This window comes from Streptomyces sp. Qhu_M48, from assembly GCF_051305195.1.
Lineage (GTDB): Bacteria > Actinomycetota > Actinomycetes > Streptomycetales > Streptomycetaceae > Streptomyces.
In genome coordinates this window covers 5,170,130-5,190,886 of record NZ_CP195432.1, presented here as the reverse complement: position 1 = coordinate 5,190,886, position 20,757 = coordinate 5,170,130, and the positions used below count along the sequence as shown (strand labels likewise).

The following is a 20,757-nucleotide window of genomic DNA, read 5'->3' as shown; positions in this document are numbered from 1 at the left end:
GGTCCGGTGCCGAAGCCGCAGCCCCGAGGCGGTGGGGCCGGTGACCGCCACCGTCACCCCCGCTCCTCCCGGCCGTACGGCCGCCGTCGACGCGGGGCCCCGTGCGCGGCGCGCCCTCGCGCGCCACCGCTCCCGCGTGATCGGCGCGGGCGTCGTCCTCGCGCTCGTCCTCGGCGCCGTGCTCCTGGGCGGCGGCTCCTGGCCGGCGTCGTTCGCCGTCGACCTGTCCGGGCCGCTCGGCCGCACCAGCGACTGGATCATCGACAACCGCGACGGCCACCCGCTGTTCCTCTACTTCCTCGGGCACGTCAGCAACGTCGTGGTCGTCTCCGTCCGCGCGGTGTACCTCGCCCTCCTCGCCCTCGGCTGGGCCGGTGTCACCGCGGCCGCCGGCCTGGTGGCCTGGCGCGTCGCGGGCGTCCGGCTCGCGCTGACCTCCGTCGCCGCCTTCGCCGTGTGCGGAGTGCTCGGCATGTGGGTGCCCACCCTGCAGACGCTCGCCCTGATGGTGGTCGCCGTCGCCGCGTCCGTACTGCTCGGTGGCCTCCTCGGGCTCGCCGCCGGTCTCTCCGACCGGACGCACCGGATCCTGCGCCCGGTCCTCGACACCATGCAGGTGCTGCCGGCCTTCGCCTACCTCCTGCCCGTCGTCCTCGTCTTCGGCATCGGCGTGCCCGCGGCCGTCCTCGCCACCGTCGTCTACGCCGCCCCGCCCATGGCCCGGCTCACCGCCCTCGGACTGCGCGGCGCGGACGCCGGCGTCCTGGAGGCCGTGGCCTCCCTCGGCGCCACCGGCAGGCAGCGGCTGCTGACGGCCCGGCTGCCGCTGGCCCGCAAGGAGCTGCTGCTCGGGGTCAACCAGTCGATCATGATGGCGCTCGGCATGGCCGTGATCGCGTCCGTCATCGGCGCGGGCGGCCTCGGCGACCGCGTCTACCAGGCGCTGGCCTCCGTCGACGTCGGGGCCGCCCTCGCCGCCGGTGTGCCCATCGTGCTGCTCGCCGTTGTCCTCGACCGGGTCACCGCCGCGGCGGGCGCGCGCGTCGGCGCGGCTCCGGCCCGCCGGGCCCGGCTCGGCTGGGCCGTCGCCCTGGGGGTGACCGCCGCCGTCGCCGTGGCCGGCCGGCTGTCCGACCGGCTCACCTGGCCCGCCGGGTGGACCGTCGACTTCGCCGAGCCCGTCAACCGGGCCGTCGACTGGATGACCGCCCACCTCTACTCCGGCGTGCCCCTCGTCGGCGGCACCGCCGACTGGGCCGCCCGCTTCACCACCTGGGTCCTCAACCCCCTGCGCGACGGACTGCAGTGGCTGCCCTGGTGGACGGTCCTGCTGGCCGTCGGCGCGCTCGCCCTGCTCATCGGCACCTGGCGCACCGCCGCGACCGCCGTGCTCGCGACGGCCGCGATCGGCGTGCTCGGCGTGTGGGACCCGGCGCTCGACACGCTGTCCCAGGTCCTGGCCGCCGTCGCCGTGACGCTGCTGATCGGCGTCGCCCTCGGGGTCGCCTCGGCCCGCAGCACCCGCCTGGGGCGAGCGCTGCGACCGGTGCTCGACGTCTTCCAGACGATGCCGCAGTTCGTGTACCTGATTCCCGTCGTGGCCCTCTTCGGCGTGGGGCGCGCCCCGGCGGTCGCGGCCGCCGTGGTCTACGCGCTGCCCGCCGTCGTACGGATCACGGACCAGGGCGTACGCGCGGTGGACCCGGCCGCGACGGAGTCCGCGCGCTCGCTCGGCGCGACCGGGCGGCAGCAGCTCCTCCAGGTCCAACTGCCGCTCGCGCGGCCCGCGCTGCTCCTCGCCGTCAACCAGGGTGTGGTGCTCGTCCTCGCCGTCGTCGTCATCGGCGGCCTCGTGGGCGGTGGCGCGCTCGGATACGACGCGGTCTTCGGCCTCGCCCAGGGCGACCTCGCGACCGGTCTGGTCGCCGGTGCCGCGATCGTCTGCCTCGGCCTGATGCTCGACCGCGTCACCCAGCCGACGGAACGCCGCGACCCCGCCGGAAAGGGGGCCTGAGATGGCTCGTACCCGCTTCGCCGCACTCGCGGCCGCCGTCGCCCTGACGGTCCTCACGGGCTGCGGCGCCGCCGACATGACCCGCCAGGCCTCCCCGTACGCCGACGCGAAGGGCTCCCGCACGGTGACCCTCTCCGTACAGTCGTGGGTGGGCGCGCAGGCCAACGTCGCCGTCGCCCGGTACCTGCTGGAGCACGAGCTCGGCTACCGGGTGGACACCGTCCAGATCGACGAGGTCCCCGCCTGGGACGCGCTCAGCCAGGGCCGGGTCGACGCCATCCTGGAGGACTGGGGCCACCCGGACCAGGAGCGGCGGTACATCGACGACAAGGGGACGATCACCCGGGGCGGCGACCTCGGGGTGACGGGCCACATCGGCTGGTTCGTCCCGACGTACTTCGCCGAGAAGCACCCGGACGTCACCGACTGGAGGAACCTCAACAAGTACGCCGACGCGCTCCGCACGGCGGAGAGCGGCGGCAAGGGGCAGCTGCTGGACGGCTCCCCGTCCTACGTCACCAACGACAAGGCGCTCGTGGACAACCTCGACCTCGACTACCAGGTCGTGTTCGCGGGCTCCGAGGCGGCGCAGATCACGCAGATCAAGCAGTTCGCCAAGGAGCGCAAGCCGTTCCTCAGCTACTGGTACAAGCCCCAGTGGCTCTTCGAGAAGGTCCCGATGACGGAGGTGAAGCTGCCCGCCTACACGGAGGGCTGCGACGCCGACCCGGAGAAGGTGGCCTGCGCCTACCCGCACACCCCGCTGCAGAAGTTCCTCAACACCCGCTTCGCGGACGGCGGAGGCGACGCCGCCGCCTTCCTGAAGAGGTTCCGCTGGACGACGGAGATGCAGAACGACGTCGCCCTGATGATCGCGGAGCAGAAGCTGTCGCCGCAGGAGGCGGCCGGCCGCTGGGTGAAGGAGAACGAGGCCACCTGGCGGACCTGGCTCCCGTCCTGACCTCCCGGCCGGGTACGGCGGGCCGGTGAGAGGGGGGCGGATCGGGCGCGCGCCTGATCCGCCCCCCTCACTCCGCGCCCCGGGGCTCAGGGGCGGTGCGCCGGTGGCGGGCGTAGAGCCGGCCGACGGGCTCGCCGCTCAGGCCGTGCAGCACGATGCTGACCATGACGGTGATCACCATCACCCGGGAGACGAAGTCGCCGCCGCCGGCGGCGGGCAGCTCGATCGCCGCGAGGAGGCCGAAGACCACCGAGGTCACGCCCCGGGGCCCCATCCACCCCAGGAACAGCCGGTCGGACAGCGACAGATCCGTACCGACGAGCGCGAGCAGCACGGGCACCAGGCGCACCAGGGTGACGGCGAGGAGGGCGTACAGGACGACGGAGAGGTGGAAGCCGTCCCAGAACTCGTCGCCGACCAGTTGGCCGAAGAGGAACCACAGGCCGAGCGTCAGCAGGGTGACCAGGTCGTCGGTCATCGTCACGGTGCCCTCCGGCAGCTGCCGCAGCGCCGGGGCGACGCAGACACCGGCGACGAAGGAGGCGACGAAGCCGTTGCCGCCCAGCGCCCCGGACAGGGTATACGCGGCGATGGGCACGCTCAGTACCGCGAGCCTGGTCGCGGCGGGCAGCGTCCAGCCCCTCGCCCACGAACGGCGCAGCACCCGGCCGGTCGCCCAGCCGACGAACGCTCCGGCGCCGACGGCCCAGCCCGCCGCGCCGACGGCGTCGAGGAGGGCCTCGGCGTAGTCGTCGCCCGGCGTGTGGGACTGGGCGGCGGCCGCGACGCAGAGCAGGAACACCGGAGAGACGATGCCGTCGCTCAGGCCGCCCTCGACGTTGAGCACCTCCCGGAGACGCGCCGGGATCCGCCTGTCCCGTACGACGGCCGCGGCGGGCGCCAGATCGAGGGGGACGACGACGGTCGCCAGCACCGCCAGGACCCATCCGGGCCGGTCGGGGAAGAAGACGAGCGCGGCCAGGAACGCGGCGGCCAGGGTCAGCGGCAGCGCCAGGCCCAGGAGGCGGGCGACGACGCGCCGCTCCCGCCGGATGACCCCTGACGGGACCTCGGTCGCGTCGACGAAGAGGAGCAGGGCGAGGACGACCTCCACCGAGCGTTCGAAGCCCGCCAGGTCGCCGAGGTCGAAGACGAGCGGCGGGTCCGAGCCACTGGTGAGGGCGAGGCCCGCCACCATCATGGCGATCGGCGCGGTGACGCTCCACAGCGCGAGCCGGCGCGACAGGACGCACCAGGTGAACAGAATGCCCGCGATGACGGTGACGGCAAGCAAGACCAACCGCGCTTTCGGAGGGTTCCCGGAAAGACGCAGCGTAGGACGCGTGCCGTGCCGACCCGTGCGAGCACGCCGACAGCGGCCCTTCCCCTCACTCCCCGACGCCACCGGGAGCCCGTACCGGGGCCCCGGCCTCCCTCCGCGGGGAGGCCGGGGCGCGAGCGGATCGAGGACCGGGGCCTCCGGGTCGGTCCGCCGGGCCGGCTCGGCCCGGAGGACGCCCGGGTGCGTCAGACCAGGTACACCGGCAGGTCGAACAGGTCGTTCTGCGTGACGACCGGCTTGTTGCGGAGCTCCTCGCGCGGCACCGCGAGACGGAGCTCCGGGAAGCGCGCGTACAGCGCGGGCAGGGCCACCGCCGCCTCAAGCCGGGACAGCGCCGCCCCCGGGCAGACGTGCGGGCCGTGACCGAAGGAGATGTGACGGTTCGGCGTGCGGGTCACGTCGAACGCGCCCGCGCTCGGGCCGTGCTGGGCCTCGTCGCGGCCGATCGCGCCGAACGACACGATCAGGGCGTCGCCCTTGGGCAGGATCCGGTCGCCGACCTCGATGTCCTCGGCCGCGAACCGGATCAGCACGTGCGAGGTCGGAGTCGACCAGCGCAGGGTCTCCTCGACGACGTTCTCCCACGGCACCTCGCCCTTGAGCACGAGGGCGCGCTGCTCGGGGTGGGTCTCCAGGGCGACGACGGCGTTGACGATCAGGCTGATCGTCGTCTCGTGGCCCGCCGCGACCATCAGCTGGAGGGTGTTGGTGATCTCCTCCGTGCTGAGCCGGTCGTCGTCCTCGGCGGCCTCGATCAGGGCGCTGGTGAGGTCGTCGCCCGGGTTCTCCTTCTTGCCCGCCACGATCCCGGCGAACAGGGTGCCCAGGTCCGCCATCATCTGCGGCACCTCCTCGGGCGGCGTCTGCGTCGAGAAGAACTTGTCGAACAGTGCCTTCATCCGGGGATGGTCGGCCTTGTCGACACCCATCAGCTCGCTGACCACGTTCATCGGCAGCGGGTAGGCGAACTCCGCCTTCAGGTCGACGACCTCGCCGGCCGGGCGCTCCGCCGCGACGTTCTGCGTGGGGGTGTCCTCCCACAGGACCTCGTTCATCGCCTCGCCGACGCTGTGCCGGCCGCCGGAGAGGGAGGCCGCGAACCGGTCGTCGGTGAGCATGAGGCGGAGCGAGTTGCCGATCCAGTCGGCGGTGGGCTGGTGGCCGGCCGCCAGCATCACCATGAGGTCCTGGGCGACCTCCTCGACGGTGAAGCCGGCGGTGTTGGCGATCATCCGCGAGGCGACGTCGTCGCCGGGGTTCTCCGCCTTGGCCGCGAGCAGCGCGAACATCGACTCGCCCAGGTGGCGCTGGCCCTCCAGCGCCCCCTCCTGGCCGTTGATCATGTCGTTCAGGGCGGTCACCAGGCCCGGGCCCTGCTCGTCGGCGAATCCGTAGACGCTGGCGAGGACCCTTACCGGCAGCAGCATCGCGTACTCGGCGATGATGTCGCAGGAGCCCCTGGAGCAGAGGGCGTCGATGAGTTCGTCGGCGAAGCGCTCGGCCCGCTCCTTGAGGACGAACGGGTCGACGGCGTCGAGCGCGTCGGAGATGACCCCGGCCCGCTCCCGGTGGCGCTCGCCCACGGTGTACAGGATCGACGGCTGCCTGCGGCCGATCATCGGCAGCAGCGGCCAGTCCGCCGGGATCGCGTCCCACTGGTTCCACAGTTCGGAGTCGCGCGAGAAGAGGACCGGGTCGCTGGTGACCTGGTGCAGTTCGCGGTAGCCGAGGACCAGCCAGGCGGGGATGTCGCCGTCGAGCAGCACCGGGGCGACGGAGCCGTGCTCGCGCCGGATCCGCCGGTACAGCTCGGAGGGGTCGGTCTGGAACAGGGGGCCGCTCAGCGGGACCGGCTGGGGCGCGGGGTGGGTCACGGGGTGTGCTCCGGAATCGGCTGCGGATCCGAGGCGACGAGGGTCTGCAGGTGTTCGACGAGCGAGATGAGGACCTGCTTGCTGGACTCGCGCGACCGGGCGTCGCAGAAGACCAGGGGGACCTCGTCGGCGAGGTCGAGTGCCTCGCGGATCTGGGCGGGGGTGTGGGCGGGCCCGCCGAAGTCGTTGCAGGCGACGACGAACGGGGTGCCGTGGTGTTCCAGTCGGTCGACGGCGTACCAGGAGTCGGCGAGCCGTCGGGTGTCGACGAGGACGACGGCGCCGAGGGTCCCGGAGAAGAGCCGGTCCCACAGGAACCAGAACCGCTCCTGGCCGGGGGCGCCGAACAGGTAGAGGACGTTGTGCGTGTCGAGGGAGATCCGGCCGAAGTCGAACGCCACGGTGGTGGCGGTCTTCGCGGCGACGCCGACGGTGTCGTCGATTCCCTCGCCCGCCTGCGTCATCGTCTCCTCGGTGTTCAGCGGACGGATCTCGCTGACCGAGCGGACGAGGGTGGTCTTGCCGACTCCGAACCCGCCGACGACGACGATCTTCAGTCCGTTGTCGGCGGTGCTGTGCAGGGTCTGGCGCTGTTCAGAGGCTACGGAGTCCAACGAGCACCTGCTCCAGGATGTCGTGATCGGGAAGGCGGTACGTGGGGCGCGGGTGGCGCGCGCTGATCCGGCCGGTGGCCTGCATGTCGGCGAGGAGGATCCGGGTGATCGACACGGGCAGGCCGAGCCCGGCCGCGATTTCGACCACGGCCGTGGGGAAACGGCACATGCGCAGGATCGCGGCGTGCTCGGACTGCATGCCGGGGACGGGGTCGCTCTCGGAGACCACCAGCGTCACCAGGTCGAAGGAGTCGGACCCGGCACGGCTGCGACCGCCGGTCACCGTGTAGAGGCGGTCGGGGGAGTCGTCGCGGCCCGGCCTGGCCCGGCTCATCCCCGGGGCCTGGCGACGAGGTGCTCGCCCAACTGCTCGACCAGTTCCGTCATGTTGTGGCCGACGAGTCCGGCGTCGGCGTCCTCGTCGGCGACCAGGGCGAGATGGGCACCGTCCCCGGCCTCCACGATGAAGAGGATGCCGCCGTAGAACTCCGCCATCGCGGAGCGGACCCCGCCGGTGCCGTCGCCGAACTCCATGGACGCGCCGTGCGACAGGCTCTGGATGCCCGCGGCGATCGCGGCGAGCTGGTCGGCCTGGTCGACGGAGAGTCCGGGGGTACGGCAGAGCTTGAGGCCGTCGCGGGAGAGCACGAGCGCGTGACGGGCGGCCGGGGTGCGTTCCAGCAGGCCCTCCAGGAGCCAGCTGAGCTTCTCGTCGGTGGTGGAGCCGGTCATCGCGGATTGCCTTCCGAATACGGGGAGTTCGAGGACGGCGACGTGTGCGGTGCGGTCGCCCGGTCCTGGGGGTGGGACGGTACGGGGGTCTCGGCGGGGGTGCCGGTGGTCGCGGGTGCGTCGGCGTCTTCGCCGTCGCCGGCGGTCGCGGGTCCGCCCTCCGGCCGGGTGCCCGTCCCGCGTACGGCCCGGTGGAAGCTGCCGAAGCGCGGCGGGGTGGCGGGGGCCGCCTCGGTCCGCGGAGCCGTCCGGCTCTCCTTCGCGGGTGCGTCCGTGGCCTTGAGCTGGGAGGCCAGGGTCTCTCCGCGACGGCGGCGCGGGAGGACGATCGCGTCCGTCTCCGGCTCCGGTGCGCCGGGGCCGGACGCGGGGGTGGGGGCGGACGCGCGCACGGGCAGGGCCACGGGCTCGGGTTCCGGCTTCCGGGGCCCAGGAAGGGTGGCGGCGGGGGCGGTCACACCGCGGCCGGACACGGGGAGCGGCGGTTCGCCGGGCGCGTCGACGGGCTTCTCGGCGGCGTGGCTGATCAGTTCCTGGGGCAGCATGAGCAGGGCGCCGGTCCCTCCGCGCGCGGACGGGCGGAAGGACACGGTCAGGCCGTGCTTGCGGGCCAGCCGGCCGACCACGTGCAGGCCGAGACGGGTCCCGGAGAGTCCGGCGAGGTCCTGGGTCGCCGAGCCGACGGCGGCCTGGGCGCGCCGCAGCTGCACCTCGCTCATGGCCAGACCGCTGTCCTCGACGGTGATGACGATGCCCGCCGGGACCTCCTCCACGTAGACGTGCACCTCGGCGCTCGGCGGGGAGAAGTTCGCGGCGTTGTCCAGGAGTTCGGCCAGCGCGTGCATGACGCCCTCGGCGGCGTGGCCGGCTACGGCCGCCTCGCTGCCGGAGTGGAGCCGCACCCGCTGGTAGCCGCCGATCCGGCCCATCGCGCCGCGCAGGATCGACTCCATGACGATCGGGCGTGCCCAGCGCCGGCCGGAGCGGGCTCCGGTCAGCACGGCGACGGAGTCGGCGAGCCGCCCCGCCTGCGCGGTGCGGTGGTCCAGGTGGAGGAGGTCGGTGAGGACGTCCTCGTCGGCGTGCCGGTGCTCCATCTCACGGAGGTCGGCCATCATGCTCGTGGCCAGGGCCTGCATGCGTCCGGCGGCGTTGGCCGCGGCGGCCAACGCCGCCGACCGGCCGGACTCGGCACGGCGCAGCCGGCTCTCCAGGTCCTTGACGTCGGCGGCCCGTGCCTCGACGAGCCGGGTCGTCTCCGCCTCGTGGGCGCGGACGAGCTCCTCGGTCCGCGCCGTGTGGCCGGCGGCGGCGGCGGTGGCCTCCGCCTCGTGACGTTCTCTCAGCGCGGCGGTCTCGGCCTCGTGACGCTCCTTCAGGGCGAAGGCCTCGCGCTCGGCGGTGGCCTTGAACCGGCCGATGTAGGCCTCGCGGGAGGCGAGTTCGGCGGCGAGGGTCTCGGCCCGGCCGCCGTGCGTCCGCGCGGTGCGCGCGTACCAGGTGACGGAGAAGGCCGCGGCGGACAGCAACAGGACTCCGCAGACGGCGAACCAGCCGAGCGCGGGGCGTACCCCGGCCGGTGCCGCGGCGATCGCCGCCGCGGTGAGCGCACCGGTGGCGGCGGCCGTCAGGAGCGCGGCGATCAGGGCAGGACGGAACGGGGTGGGTGATGCCGACATCAACCAGACTCTCGGGTGCGGGCACGGAAGAAGGAGACGGAGGAAAGTGGTCGCAACGACGGAACTATAGATGCGTTCTTGATCAGTTCGGAACGCTCGTGAGGGGATTGATATGCATACAGAGCATGAATCTTCCAGTCCCGTGCCCAGGAAAGTCGGATTTCAGATGGTCTCTGACCGGTTCTCCGTCCGTCGGTCGTTCCCGCGAAGCGGGGCGCCGGGAGTCGCCGGGAGTCGCCGGGCGGCTCAGTGGCCGTAGCGGCCGGTGTCGATCTCCCAGCGGTGGTAGCCGCCGATCCAGGCCGCGAGGCCCTCGACGTACCGGTGGGCGGCCTCGCGGCCGGCCGGGTCGAGCCCCAGCAGATCGCTGATCCCGGGCACCTGGGACGAGAGCTCCGCGAAGCGGTCGACCATCGCCTGCGCCTCCCGCATCACCTCGACGGCCGCCTCCTCGGGGGTGCCGCCGTGCTCCTCGCGGACGATCATCACCAGGTTGGCGACATCGCCCCGGGCGAGTTCCTGGGCGTAGGAGTGCACGTCGTTGGTGAACGACGGTATGTCGGCGGCGAGCTGGCGCATCCTGCGGAAGGCGGGGTGGTGCAGCACCTCCTGCGGCAGCTCGAACCGGTTGAGCCGCTCGACCATGTCGAAGAGTGTCTCCATGGCGGCCGTGCCCCGGCGGAGCGCCAGGTACTCCTCCCGGTCGGGGAGCCGACCGGAGAGACGGCCCGCGGCCTCGGCGGGATGGCAGGCGAAGTACCACTCCCAGTGGTAGGCGGACCGGGCCCGCCAGCGGGCGGACATGCCGTGCAGGCTGCGCTCCCAGAGGTCGGCGAACGCCCGCTCGACGGGGGTGCGGGCGCCGGGCTCGGGTCCGTCCCCGTGCAGGAGGGACGTCAGGCGGGTGCAGAGCCGCGCCACCTGCGCCGGGGCGCGGCCGAGACCGGTGTCGAACCGGTCGTCGAAGAGGAAGTAGAAGCTGAGCAGGTCGGCGGCGAGGGTGAGGTCGCCGGTGTCGCAGTCGGGGCTGGTGAGCGCGGCGAGACGGGGGACGTCCCACTTGGCGTAGGCCGTCGGGTGGATGGCCCCGGACAGCCCTTCGTGACGGAGGAGCCACCCCTCGTGAGCGCGGGCGATGGAACGCTGGTTCGGGTTGCTGCGGAGTGGAAACGGCAGATCGAGCACTGCGGCGTTGAACACGGGCCCCCCAGGTCTTGATCCCGGGTGATCTTCAAACGCTCCCCGGCGCGACCGAAGAGTACTTGACGTGATCATCAACTGTCAGGAACGTCCAGAAAGTTACTTGTGAGTTGACGGATGATCAGTACCCGGGTCCCCCGCCGCAAAACCCCCCGGGCTCCGCGCCACCGGAGCCCCCGGCGCGGTCCGGAGCGCGCGCCCCGGCCCGCGAGCCCAGGCCCGCGACCGCGCGCGTATCGGTGGAACGACCGATGTGCGGGGAGCGGGCACGCCGCCATAGTCCTCGGGAGATCGTCTCCGGGCGGCCGAGCGCGCCCGGACCCTTCGAAAGGACCCCTCTGTGGACACGTACGCGGACCTGGTGTTTCTCGACGGGCGGGTGGTCACGGTCGACGCCGAGTCCACCGTCGCCTCGGCCCTCGCGGTGACCGGCGGGATCATCACCGCCGTCGGCGGGCGCGGCGACGTGGAGCCCCTCGTCGGTCCCGGCACCCGCGTCGTCGACCTCCGGGGAGCGACGCTGCTTCCCGGCATCAACGACTCCCATCTGCACGGCTGCGCCTTCGGCATGTCGACGCCGCCGCTCTCCCTCGAACTCGGCCATCCCGCCGTGGCCTCCCTCGCGGACGTGGCCGGAGCCGTACGGGAGGCCGTCGGGCGGGTTCCGGCCGGACAGTGGATCACCGGGCACGGCTGGGACACCGGCTACCTCGACGAGTGCGTGGCCGATCCGGCGCGGCTGCCCTCGCGGCACGACCTCGACGCCGTGAGCCCGGACCACCCGGTCGTCCTGTACTCCTTCTCCGGGCACGCCACCTGGGTCAACTCCCGGGCCCTCGCGCTCATGGGGATCGACCGCCACACCGTCGCGCCGCCCGGCGGCGCCGTGGTCGTGGACGAGGACGGCGAACCGACCGGGCTCCTCCACGAGGGGGCCCAGGCCCTCGTCCAGAACGCGCTGCCGCCGCTCAGCCGCCAGGAGCGGACCGACGCGATCAGGTCCACCCTCGCCACCCTCGCCCGGCTCGGCGTCACCAGCTACACCGAGCCCGGGCTCGGCCCCGGCGGCGACGGCATCATGCGGGGCGCGCTCGGCGCGGAGACCCTCGACGTCTACCGCGAACTGCTGGCCGGGGGCGAACTGACCGCCCGCCTCGGTGTCCTCTTCCTGCCCACCGGAATGACCAGCACCGCCGAGGAGTTCGCCGAGGGCCTCACCGCCCTCGGCCGGTCCGGCGTCACGTCCGCATCCGGGGCGGGTGACGTCGATCCGCGCCGCCTCGCGATCCACGGCGTCAAGATCTTCGCCGACGGCATCGTCCCCAACAGGACCGCCTGGATGCACGAGCCGTACGTCGGCGGCGGCTGCGGCTCCCTGTGCGTCGGCGGCGCGACCGACGCCGAGCGGACCGCCGGGATCGACGCCATGATCCGGCACGCCCACGCCGCCGGACACCAGCTGGGCGTCCACGTCACCGGCGACCGGGCCTGCGACGCCGTCGCGGATGCCTTCGCCGCGGCCCTCGCCGCACACCCGAGGCCGGACGCCCGCCACTACGTCATCCACGGCGACTTCCTCACCCCGCACAGCATGAAGGTGCTCGCCGCGCACGGCCTCGGCGTCAACATGAACCCCACCATCAAGTGGACCGTCGCCGACATGGAGGAGGACTTCGTCGGCGCCGAACGGGCCGCGTACGCCTGGCCCTACCGCGATGCCATCGACGCCGGAGTACGGGTCGCCAGCGGGTCCGACGCCCCCGTCACCTTCCCGGACTGGCGGCAGGGCGTCGCCACCATGGTGCTGCGCGAGTCGAAGGCCGCCGGGCGGGTCAGCGGCCCCGAGCAGCGCATCGGCGTGGCCGAGGCCATCCGTACGTACACCATCGAAGCGGCCTGGCAGGACTTCGCCGACGACTGGAAGGGCTCCCTGGAGCCGGGCAAGGTCGCCGACCTCTGCGTGCTCGACGGGGACCTGCTCGGCTCCGACCCCCACGACATTCCGGGGATGCCCGTCGTCCTCACCGTCGTGGACGGAAAGGTCGTGCACGACACCCTCCGTCTTTGACGTACGGCGGACACGTGATCATCCTGGGGGGATGGCAGCGGAACGGAGCACGGCGGACGTCCTGGACGCGGCCCTCCACGTCCGCGAGGCCGCCAGGAGCGCCACGAGCGGCGCGGCCGGCGTCGACGCGGTCCTGGCGGCGCTCTCCCGGGTGATGGAGTACGACCACGCCTCCCTGGTCCGGTGGGATCCGCTGCGCCGGCGCCACACCACGCTCGCCGGAAGCTACCCGGACGACGCCACGGCCTACATCGAGACCCGCCTCCACCGCGACCCGATGTTCCCTGTGCTGCACAGCCCGGCCCGAGGAGGCGTCTGGCTCAGGGACGCCCCCCGGCGGCTCCTGGCCGCCTCCCCGGGGTACCAGGACGTGCTGTCACCCCTCGGCATCGAGGACGGGGTGGCCCAGTGCCTGTTCGCCGCCGACGGCCGGTACGTCGGCATGCTGAACGTCAGCACCCGCCGGCCCCTGCGCACGCCCGACCCGGCGCGCGCCGTGGTCACCCTGCTCACCGAGGCCCTCGCCGCGGCCGTCGACCCCGGCCCCGCCCCGCACCCCGCTCCAGCCCCCGCCGAGGACGAGCGGGGAGCGGCCGGGGGCCGACGGCCCGGCGGCCTCTCCCCGCGGGAACTCCAGGTGCTGGCCGAGCTGACCGCCGGCCGCACCAACCGCGAGATCGCCGAGCGGCTGTACATCACGCCGCGCACCGTGGGGACCCACATCGAGCACATCCTCGCCAAGCTCGTCCTCCCCAACCGCGCGGCCGCCGCCGCCCGGGCCGTCGCATGGGGCATCGAACCCACCGCTTGACTGCGGACCGCCGGCGGCCGGAGCCCCCGGGCCTGACCCGGCCCGGCCGTCACAGGGCCATCACCGTCACCTCGGTCGCCTTCACGCCGGTCCACACGGACACCCCGTCGGCGAGGCCGAGTTCGGCGGCGGCCCCCGGGGTGATCTCGGCGACCAGGTCGGGCGCCCGGTCGGAGGTCACGAGCACCCGCAACCTGCTGCCACTGGCCGTGATCTCGCGGACGGTGCCGGGCCAGACGTTACGGGGGCTTCCGCCGGGCCTCTCGCGGTGGACGGCCACGGCCTCCGGCGCGATGACGGCGAGCGCCTCGGTGCCGGGCGGCAGCGGCTCGGCGGTGATGAGGGTGCCGCCGCCGAGGAGGGCGAGGCCGTCGGCCGTGGCGGTGCCGGCCCAGGCGTTGCCGCCCAGCATCCGGGCGACCCAGGGGGAGCGGGGGTGCCGGGTGACCTCGGCGGGCGTCGCGTCCTGGAGGGCCCGGCCCTCGTCGAGGACCAGCACCCGGTCGGCGAGCGAGACGGCTTCGACGGGGTCGTGGGTGACGATGAGGCAGACACCGCCGAAGCCGGCGAGGTGGGTGCGCAGGGTGTGGCGTACACGGGCGCGGGTGGTCTGGTCGAGCGCGGCGAGCGGCTCGTCGAGGACGAGCAGCCGGGGCCGGGCGGCCAGGGCCCGCGCCAGGGCCACGCGTTGGGCCTGGCCGCCGGACAGCTGGGCCGGCCTGCGCTGAGCCAGGTGCCCCACGCCGAGCCGGTCGAGCCAGGACCGGGCCTCCCGGCGGGCCTCGGCGCGTCCGACACCCTGGGCGCGCAGCCCGTACGCGGTGTTGGCGAGCGCCGTCATGTGGGGGAACAGGGCGCCGTCCTGCGGGACCCAGGCGACCCGGCGCCGGTGCGGCGGAAGGCCGGTGACGTCGGTGTCCCCGAGCGTGAGCTCGGCATGGGCGCGGGGGGTGAGTCCGAGGAGGGCGCGGAGCAGGGTCGTCTTGCCGGCGCCGTTGGGGCCGACGACGGCGATGGTCGTACCCGGCGCGGCGTCGAGGGTGAGGCGGGTGAAGCCGGTGACCTCGGCGTGCAGGGACCAGCGTTCCTCGGCGGGGGCGGGGGCGGGCGGCCGCGCGGCACGGGCCGGTGCCTCCGTCGCGCCCGGGTCCGTCGCGCCCGCGTCCTCGACGGCCGCGTCCGCCGCCAGGGGGACCGAGGGGGGCGTGCTGTCCGCCGCGACCCCGTCCGTCCTCCCCTCCGGGGCCGTGGGCCGAGCCCGGTCCGTCGGGGTGCCCGTCCATCGGCCGCGCAGGGCGACGAGGACGGCCATCGCGATGGCGAGCAGCAGCAGGGAGACGGAGGTGGCGGCCTCGGGTTCGTCCTGGAGGAGCAGATAGACCTGGAGGGGCAGGGTCTGCGTGGTGCCGGGGAGGTTGCCGGCGAAGGTGATCGTGGCGCCGAACTCGCCCAGCGCCCGCGCCCAGGTGAGGGCCGCGCCCGCGACGACGCCGGGCGCCACCATCGGCAGGGTGACGGTGAGGAAGACCCGGACGGGCGAGGCGCCGAGCGAGGCGGCCGTCTCCTCGTAGCGGGGCCGGAGGCCGCCGAGGGCGCCCTCCAGACTGATGACGAGGAACGGCATGGCGACGAAGGTCGCCGCGACGACGGCCCCCGAGGTGTGGAACGGCAGGGTGATGCCGAAGGTGTCCTCCAGCCACGGCCCGAGGAGGCCGCGCCGGCCGAAGGCGAGGAGCAGGGCCACGCCGCCGACGGTCGGGGGGAGCACCATCGGCAGCAGCACGAGGGAGCGGACGAACGCCTTGCCGGGGAAGGACACCCGGGCGAGCAGCCAGGCGAGCGGGACGCCGAGGAGCAGGGAGAGCCCCAGGGCCCAGAAGGAGACGAGGAGCGACAGCTTCAGCGCCTGGACGGTGCCCGGTGAGCTCAGGTGGTCGGAGAGTTCGCCCCACTCGGTCCGTACGAGGATGCCGACGAGCGGCAGCGCCAGGAAGGCCACCGCCGCCAGCGCGGGCAGCGCCAGGGCGAGGGGCGGACGGGCGCCGGTCCTGCGTACGCCTGCTCGTTTCATCGATGACCCCGAAGAGATGACGGCAAGAGGAGAAGGACTGTCCGTACCCCCGAGACGGACAGCCCCCACGATCCGGGTGATCCGGTTCGGTCAGGGCTTCTGGAAGCCCGCGTCCTGGAGGATCTTCTGGCCCTCGGGAGAGGAGAGCCAGGCGACGAAGGCGGCCGCGGCCTCGGCGTTCCTGGAGTCCTTGATCGTAGCGGCCGGGTACTTCGCGATGGCGTTCCGGTCGTCCGGGATCTCGACGGCGTCGACCTTGTCCTTCGCGCTCTCGGCGTCGGTCTTGTAGACGAGGCCGGCGTCGGCCTCGCCCAGCTCGACCTTGCTCAGGACGGCGCGGACGTTGGGCTCCTGGGAGACCGGCTTCACCGTGATCTTCTGGGCGTCCAGGATCTGCTTGCTGTACTTGCCGGCCGGGACCTCGGGCGCGGCCAGGACGACCTTCAGTCTGGTGTCGGCCAGGTCCTTCAGGTCGTCGACCCCGAGCGGGTTGCCCTCGCCGGTGGCGATGACGAGCCGGTTCCTCGCGATGATGCCCGGGGTGCCCGTCTCGGCCTTCACCTTGTCCATGCTCTTGGTGTCGGCGGTGACCAGGACGTCGGCGGGCGCGCCCTGCGAGACCTGGGCGACGAGTTCCTGCGAACCGGCGAAGGAGAAGGTGAGCTTGGTACCGGGGTGGGACTTCTCGTACGCGGCGCCCGCGGTCTTGAAGACGTCGGTGAGCGAGGCGGCGGCGAGGACCGTCAGGTTCGCCCGGGGCGCGGCGCTCGCGGAGCCGGAGGGGGTGGAGCCGCCGGTGTCCTTCTGGGTGTCCTCGTTGCCGCAGGCGGCGAGCGGGACGAGCAGGGCCGCGGTGAGGGCGGCCGTGGCAGCGCGGCGTCCGGTGAGGGTGAGGGACATGGGGCGAACTCCTTGGGGACGAACGGAAGGTGCGGAGTCAGGGGCCGGCCGCGCCGACGGCCGAGGTGTTTCGGTCGTGCGTGAGGGGTGGTCAGGTGCGCTCGATGTGCACGCTGGTCGACTTCACGCGGGCGGTGGCCTGCATGCCGACTTCCCGTCCCGGTTCCTCCCCGGCCCCGCGGGCCGGGGAGGGAGACGATGCGGTCCGCCCCGGATCGCGCACCGTTCCGCGAGTCACCGAGCGTGGTCGCGGTGGCGAGGGCCGGTGCCCGGCAGGCGTGCGGGCCGGCCGGTCGAGTGGGACTGCATGTGCGACACCGTAGGTCGCCTGGCCTCTTATCTGCAAGAAACATGTGGGACTGTCCATCGCGGATGCGAGGGAGCTTGGAGGAACGGACAAGCTCCGCCTCGACCGCCGCGAAGCGGTTCCTGAGGGGCTTCGCCGACGGCGCCGGGGTCGCGTACGGACGGTCGACCGTCCGGCGCCGGGGGTCAGGCGGGTCAGGCGGGTCGCGGGCCGGCTGAGCGGAGCGCCCGTCCGCCACCTGGGAGCCGGGCACCGGATCTCCCTGCGCCTCGCCCGCGGCGGGGCCCGGAACCCGGAGGGGGACGCCAGGATCGTGACGAACGACAGGGCGGGCGAAGGCCTCCAGGCCGGGCGCGGTCGGTGGAGTGGGCCGACGGTCAGGCGGTGACGCGGGCCAGCCAGGCGAGCAGGTCGCCCACGACCTCGTCGCGGTTGGTCTCGTTGAACAGCTCGTGCCGGGCCCCGGGGTAGCTGCGGTACGTGACGTCGGTGAGCCCGGCGTCCCGGTAGCGGGAGACCGCCAGGTCGCTGAGGGAGAGGCCCTGGTTGAGCGGGTCGCGGTCGCCTACCAGCACGTATACGGGCAGGTCGGCCGGGAGGCCCCCGGGGGAGGCGAGACGGGTGGCGGCGGCGGCGAGCCCGGCCATGGACGCCGCGTCGAGGGTGAAGCCGCACAGCGGGTCGGCGAGGTACAGGTCGACCTGGGCCTCGTCCCGGCTGAGCCAGTCGGCGTCCGTACGGGCCGGCCGGAACTCCGCGTTGAAGGCGCCCATGACGTCACCGCCGGCCGCGGCGAGGAAGGCGAACAGCTCGTCCACGGCGCTCGTTCCGCACAGGGCGACCGCGTCGGCGAGGCCGGGGTGGTCGAGCACGTACTGCTGGGCGGCGAACGATCCGAGGCTGTGCCCGAGCAGGACGACCGGGATGTCCGGATGGCGGTCGGCGATGACGCCGGTGAGCGTCGCCAGGTCGTCGACGAGCAGGTTCCAGCCGTCCTCGCCGAGCACGCCGGGCAGCCCCGGGAGCATGGTCAGACCGTGGCCGCGGTGGTCGTCGGCGTACACGGCGTAGCCCTCGGCGGCGAGCCGTTCGGCGAGGGGCGCGTAGCGGGCGCCGTGCTCGCCCATGCCGTGGGCTATCTGGACGACGGCGCGCGGCGGTCCGTCCGGAAGCCAGGAACGCGCATGGACGGTCAGGCCGTCCTTGCCGGTGAAGGTGAACATCGTCTCTCCTGAAGTCGGTCGGTCGGTCGGTGGGTCCGTCGGTCGGTTGTTCGGTTGCTCGGTCGCTCGGGCCGCGATGTCGCGCGCCGCCTCCCGCTCCTCGACGAGCGGACTCGGGTGTGACAAGGCCGGCCCATCGAAACACGCCGTCCCCGCCCGGACCATCGTCGGATCTCCGGCCGTTCCTCCCCCACGGGTGCGGTCGGAGGCACGCGGTGTGGTCCGCTTGACCTTGACACGGTGACAAGGTCTTCACTGACGGCCGAGGAGGTGGTCCCGATGACCATGCCGAAACAGGACACGGACCCGACACGCGCTCTCCAGGGCCTGGCGGACGACCGTTCGTCGGTACGGCTGCGGGCGGCGCTCGCGGTCGGCTCGGCCCCGGACCCGCGGTTCGTCGACAAGCTCATCGAGCGGTGCGCGGTCGAGCCCGATTTCTCCGTCCGTGAGACGCTCACCTGGGCGCTCACCCGCCACCCGGCACCGGAGACGGTCCCGGGGCTGCTGCGGGAGCTCCGCTCGGAGGAGGCCCAGGCACGCAGCCAGGCGCTGCACACGCTGTCCAAGATCGGGGACCGGCAGGCGTGGCCGGCGCTCACCCGGGCGCTGCTGGCCGACGCCGACGACGAGGTGGCGCGGAGCGCGTGGCGGGCGGCGGTCGTGCTCGTACCCGAGGGTGAGGAGTCCGCGCTGGCCGGAGCGCTGGCGACACAGCTGGGGCGCGGCGGGCGGGAGACGCAGCTGAGCCTCAGCCGGGCCCTGATCGCGCTGGGCGAGGCCGTGACGCCGGCCCTGAGTAGCGCGATGACGGACCCCGACCCCGCCGTACGGGCCCACGCGACGGCCACGGAGCGGCTGTCGCGTGACCCGGACGCCGGGTTCGAGTTCGCGATCGAGGAGGCGAAGCGCGTGGTGGCCCTCGGCGGGAACGGGGAGGCGGGGTAACCGTGCTGATCGGAGACGTGGCGCGGCGGTCCGGGGTCAGCGCCCGCATGCTCCGGCACTACGAGGCGCTCGGCCTGGTGCGGCCGACGGGTCGCAGCGGCGCCGGCTACCGCGAGTACGCCGACGAGGACATCCGGCGGATCTTCCACATCGAGAGCCTGCGCTCCCTGGGCCTGTCGCTGCGGGAGGTCGGGAGCGCCCTGGACGATCCGGGCTTCGCGCCCTCGGCGCTCGTCGACGACCTCATCCGCCAGACACAGGACCGCATCGCGCGGGAGACCGCGCTGCTCACGCGGCTCCGCCGGATCGGCGCGGCGGAACCCGCCGACTGGGAGGACGTCCTCCAGACCGTCGCCCTCCTCCAGGCCCTGGGCTCGAAGAGCGCGGGGACCCGTCAGCGCGCGGCCCTGTCCTCCGTGGTCGAGGAGGTTCCGGTGCCGGTGGAGGCGCTGGTCGAGGCCGCGCTGTGCGAGCGGGACCCGCACGTCGCCGGAGCCCTTCGCTGGGCTCTGGCGCGTGCGGGCGACGGTGGGGAGGCGCTCCTCGCGGAGGGCCTCGGCTCGCCCCTGGCCGCGGTCCGCAGACGGGCCGTCCAAGCGCTCGCCGAGCTGACGAGCGGCGAGGCGACCGCGCGACTGCGGGACGCCCTCACCCACTCCGACGTCGCGGTCCGCCGGTGTGCGGCCCTGGCGCTGGGGGGCCGGGGAGCGGCCGACGCGGTTCCGACGCTCCTCGACATGATCGTCGAGGAGGCGAACGACGTCGACGCGGCCGACGCCCTGGGCGCGCTCGCGAGCGATCGCGCGTCGGCGGACCGGATCGCCGCCGGGCTCGTCGAGCGTCTCGCCCGCGCCACCGCCGACGTGCGGGCGCGCCGACGGCTGACGCAGGCGCTCGCGGACATCCCGGGCGCCACGGCGTCGCGCGCCCTCGCGGAGCTGGCACAGGACGAGGACCGTGCCGTCGCCCTGACCGCGACGTACATCCTCACCCTGCGCGAGTCCGCCGACCCCCGGACCTAGAGGGGCGGTCCGTCCCCGTGCCCAGGCGATCGCGGTGAAGGCGGGTGGGCGGGCCGGGGGAGCCGTGCGGTCAGGAGCCGGTCGGCCGGTCGATCCGGTAGACGTAGTGCAGACGGTCGTCGATCGGGTTGTCGGGCTCCAGTTCACCCTCGGCGACCCGTACGAGCCCCGCCTTCTCCAGCGCCCGCCACGACGCCTGGTTCGCGGCCACCACCGGGATGACGACGCACGGGGTACCGGGGTGGTCGAGCCAGGTGCGTTCGATCATGGCGCGGATCATGAGGGGTCCGACGCCCCGGCCGGTGAGCGCCGGATCGCCGACGAGATAGTCGATGGTCGCCGCGGCTCCCGGGACCTCCAGCACCGGCGCGATCTCCGTCAGGTACTCCGGATAGTCGCCCCACAGGCACCGCTGGACCAGCCCCACCGGTACGCCGTCGAGCAGGGCGAGCCAGTCCTCGGCGGGCTCCTCGCCGCGGGCGACCGGGCCGAAGTCGCGGGCCACGGCCGCCGCTTCCGTCTCGTGGTTCCACCAGCGGGCGACGTGCGGCTGGGAGAGCCACCGCCGGAGCAGAGGGAAGTCGTCCTCGGTGACCCGACGCCAGGTGATCATGAACGCTCCTCGGAGGGTGTCGCGGTGCGGCGACGCCAGTCTCCCCGACCCCCCGCGGGTCGTCACCCGTGATGTTCGCCGTGGGTGTGGTCGGTGTCGTGCGGCGGGGTGGGCGTCCGGCTGGGCGACCCCGTCGGCGTCGGCTCCCGTCCCGGCCGGCCGTCGTCCCCCGGGCCGCCCGGTCCGACGGCCGCTCCGAGCCCGTACGCCCCGGCGAAGACGAGCGCCAGGAGCAGGAGGTACCCGCACAGGGTCGCCCGTGGGGAGCGGGTCCGCGGCGCGGCACGCAGCCTCGCGCCCACCCGTGACGAGGACGCTCGGGGTGTGTCCATCGGCCGCCCCTCCGGAGCATCGCGTTCCGCGCCGCTCGGATCGGGC

At 73.8% G+C, this 20,757-nt stretch carries 17 protein-coding genes and 2 pseudogenes; 6 read left to right on the top strand and 13 right to left on the bottom strand.

What is annotated here, in order from left to right; translation table 11 throughout:
• Positions 1-40: 40 nt before the first annotated feature.
• Complete coding sequence (locus tag ACRRSS_RS23495) at positions 41-2,014, top strand: ABC transporter permease subunit (RefSeq protein WP_435973106.1); 1,974 nt, start codon at positions 41-43, stop codon at positions 2,012-2,014.
• Position 2,015: 1 nt separating this feature from the next.
• Positions 2,016-2,975, top strand: a complete 960-nt coding sequence (locus tag ACRRSS_RS23490; RefSeq protein ID WP_435973105.1) for an ABC transporter substrate-binding protein — start codon at positions 2,016-2,018, stop codon at positions 2,973-2,975.
• 67 nt (positions 2,976-3,042) lie between these two features.
• On the opposite strand, the gene ACRRSS_RS23485 is transcribed toward ACRRSS_RS23490, so the two are convergent.
• The 8 genes and pseudogenes from ACRRSS_RS23485 to ACRRSS_RS23450 all read right to left on the bottom strand — a co-directional run bounded on the left by ACRRSS_RS23485 (position 3,043) and on the right by ACRRSS_RS23450 (position 10,416).
• A complete protein-coding gene (locus ACRRSS_RS23485) occupies positions 3,043-4,269 on the bottom strand; it encodes a cation:proton antiporter domain-containing protein (protein WP_435973104.1) in 1,227 nt (408 codons plus the stop codon).
• Positions 4,270-4,502: 233 nt separating this feature from the next.
• Positions 4,503-5,327 (bottom strand): annotated as a pseudogene (locus ACRRSS_RS23480) (cytochrome P450); the annotation flags it as partial.
• A pseudogene (locus tag ACRRSS_RS23475) lies at positions 5,328-6,191 on the bottom strand (cytochrome P450); the annotation flags it as partial.
• Positions 6,188-6,805 (bottom strand): GTP-binding protein, encoded by a 618-nt coding sequence (locus ACRRSS_RS23470; RefSeq protein ID WP_351910551.1) that lies wholly within the window; start codon positions 6,803-6,805, stop codon positions 6,188-6,190. The gene ACRRSS_RS23470 and the pseudogene ACRRSS_RS23475, both read right to left, overlap by 4 nt.
• Positions 6,786-7,139: a DUF742 domain-containing protein gene (locus ACRRSS_RS23465; RefSeq protein ID WP_435973103.1), complete on the bottom strand. Its 354-nt coding sequence runs from the start codon at positions 7,137-7,139 to the stop codon at positions 6,786-6,788. The genes ACRRSS_RS23470 and ACRRSS_RS23465 overlap by 20 nt, the downstream gene beginning before the upstream one ends.
• Positions 7,136-7,537, bottom strand: coding sequence for a roadblock/LC7 domain-containing protein (locus ACRRSS_RS23460; RefSeq protein WP_435973102.1), 402 nt, complete (start codon positions 7,535-7,537; stop codon positions 7,136-7,138). Before ACRRSS_RS23460 ends, ACRRSS_RS23465 begins: the two co-directional genes overlap by 4 nt.
• Positions 7,534-9,216 (bottom strand): ATP-binding protein, encoded by a 1,683-nt coding sequence (locus ACRRSS_RS23455; RefSeq protein ID WP_435973101.1) that lies wholly within the window; start codon positions 9,214-9,216, stop codon positions 7,534-7,536. Before ACRRSS_RS23455 ends, ACRRSS_RS23460 begins: the two co-directional genes overlap by 4 nt.
• Before the next feature lie 246 nt (positions 9,217-9,462).
• Positions 9,463-10,416 (bottom strand): terpene synthase family protein, encoded by a 954-nt coding sequence (locus ACRRSS_RS23450; RefSeq protein ID WP_435973100.1) that lies wholly within the window; start codon positions 10,414-10,416, stop codon positions 9,463-9,465.
• 340 nt (positions 10,417-10,756) lie between these two features.
• On the opposite strand from ACRRSS_RS23450, the gene ACRRSS_RS23445 reads away from it, so the two are divergent.
• Both ACRRSS_RS23445 and ACRRSS_RS23440 read left to right on the top strand, forming a co-directional pair.
• Positions 10,757-12,484 carry an amidohydrolase gene (locus ACRRSS_RS23445; protein ID WP_435973099.1) on the top strand — a complete coding sequence of 576 codons (1,728 nt, stop codon included), beginning with the start codon at positions 10,757-10,759 and terminating at the stop codon, positions 12,482-12,484.
• A gap of 31 nt (positions 12,485-12,515) precedes the next feature.
• Complete coding sequence (locus ACRRSS_RS23440; RefSeq protein ID WP_435973098.1) at positions 12,516-13,295, top strand: LuxR C-terminal-related transcriptional regulator; 780 nt, start codon at positions 12,516-12,518, stop codon at positions 13,293-13,295.
• 49 nt (positions 13,296-13,344) lie between these two features.
• On the opposite strand, the gene ACRRSS_RS23435 is transcribed toward ACRRSS_RS23440, so the two are convergent.
• The 3 genes from ACRRSS_RS23435 to ACRRSS_RS23425 form a co-directional block, all read right to left on the bottom strand.
• Positions 13,345-15,366 carry an ABC transporter permease gene (locus ACRRSS_RS23435; RefSeq protein WP_435973097.1) on the bottom strand — a complete coding sequence of 674 codons (2,022 nt, stop codon included), beginning with the start codon at positions 15,364-15,366 and terminating at the stop codon, positions 13,345-13,347.
• 90 nt (positions 15,367-15,456) lie between these two features.
• Positions 15,457-16,266: a molybdate ABC transporter substrate-binding protein gene (modA, locus tag ACRRSS_RS23430; protein WP_435973096.1), complete on the bottom strand. Its 810-nt coding sequence runs from the start codon at positions 16,264-16,266 to the stop codon at positions 15,457-15,459.
• 684 nt (positions 16,267-16,950) lie between these two features.
• Positions 16,951-17,796 (bottom strand): lysophospholipase, encoded by an 846-nt coding sequence (locus ACRRSS_RS23425; protein WP_435973095.1) that lies wholly within the window; start codon positions 17,794-17,796, stop codon positions 16,951-16,953.
• Between the two features lie 279 nt (positions 17,797-18,075).
• Between ACRRSS_RS23425 and ACRRSS_RS23420 the strand changes: the two genes are divergently transcribed.
• Positions 18,076-18,744, top strand: a complete 669-nt coding sequence (locus ACRRSS_RS23420) for a HEAT repeat domain-containing protein (protein ID WP_435973094.1) — start codon at positions 18,076-18,078, stop codon at positions 18,742-18,744.
• 2 nt (positions 18,745-18,746) lie between these two features.
• Positions 18,747-19,766 (top strand): HEAT repeat domain-containing protein, encoded by a 1,020-nt coding sequence (locus ACRRSS_RS23415; protein WP_435973093.1) that lies wholly within the window; start codon positions 18,747-18,749, stop codon positions 19,764-19,766.
• A gap of 70 nt (positions 19,767-19,836) precedes the next feature.
• Here ACRRSS_RS23415 and ACRRSS_RS23410 read toward each other — a convergent pair whose 3' ends face one another.
• Complete coding sequence (locus ACRRSS_RS23410) at positions 19,837-20,379, bottom strand: GNAT family N-acetyltransferase (protein WP_435973092.1); 543 nt, start codon at positions 20,377-20,379, stop codon at positions 19,837-19,839.
• 62 nt (positions 20,380-20,441) lie between these two features.
• A complete protein-coding gene (locus ACRRSS_RS23405; RefSeq protein WP_435973091.1) occupies positions 20,442-20,711 on the bottom strand; it encodes a hypothetical protein in 270 nt (89 codons plus the stop codon).
• Positions 20,712-20,757: the final 46 nt, after the last annotated feature.

Excerpts from the sequence above, each read along its gene's own strand:
- ACRRSS_RS23490 (WP_435973105.1), top strand. The coding sequence starts at position 2,016 with ATGGCTCGTACCCGCTTCGCCGCACTCGCGGCCGCCGTCGCCCTGACG.
- ACRRSS_RS23465 (WP_435973103.1), bottom strand. The coding sequence starts at position 7,139 with ATGAGCCGGGCCAGGCCGGGCCGCGACGACTCCCCCGACCGCCTCTAC.
- ACRRSS_RS23460 (WP_435973102.1), bottom strand. The coding sequence starts at position 7,537 with ATGACCGGCTCCACCACCGACGAGAAGCTCAGCTGGCTCCTGGAGGGC.
- ACRRSS_RS23455 (WP_435973101.1), bottom strand. The coding sequence starts at position 9,216 with ATGTCGGCATCACCCACCCCGTTCCGTCCTGCCCTGATCGCCGCGCTC.
- ACRRSS_RS23440 (WP_435973098.1), top strand. The coding sequence starts at position 12,516 with ATGGCAGCGGAACGGAGCACGGCGGACGTCCTGGACGCGGCCCTCCAC.
- ACRRSS_RS23435 (WP_435973097.1), bottom strand. The coding sequence starts at position 15,366 with ATGAAACGAGCAGGCGTACGCAGGACCGGCGCCCGTCCGCCCCTCGCC.
- modA (WP_435973096.1), bottom strand. The coding sequence starts at position 16,266 with ATGTCCCTCACCCTCACCGGACGCCGCGCTGCCACGGCCGCCCTCACC.
- ACRRSS_RS23425 (WP_435973095.1), bottom strand. The coding sequence starts at position 17,796 with ATGTTCACCTTCACCGGCAAGGACGGCCTGACCGTCCATGCGCGTTCC.
- ACRRSS_RS23420 (WP_435973094.1), top strand. The coding sequence starts at position 18,076 with ATGACCATGCCGAAACAGGACACGGACCCGACACGCGCTCTCCAGGGC.
- ACRRSS_RS23410 (WP_435973092.1), bottom strand. The coding sequence starts at position 20,379 with ATGATCACCTGGCGTCGGGTCACCGAGGACGACTTCCCTCTGCTCCGG.
- ACRRSS_RS23405 (WP_435973091.1), bottom strand. The coding sequence starts at position 20,711 with ATGGACACACCCCGAGCGTCCTCGTCACGGGTGGGCGCGAGGCTGCGT.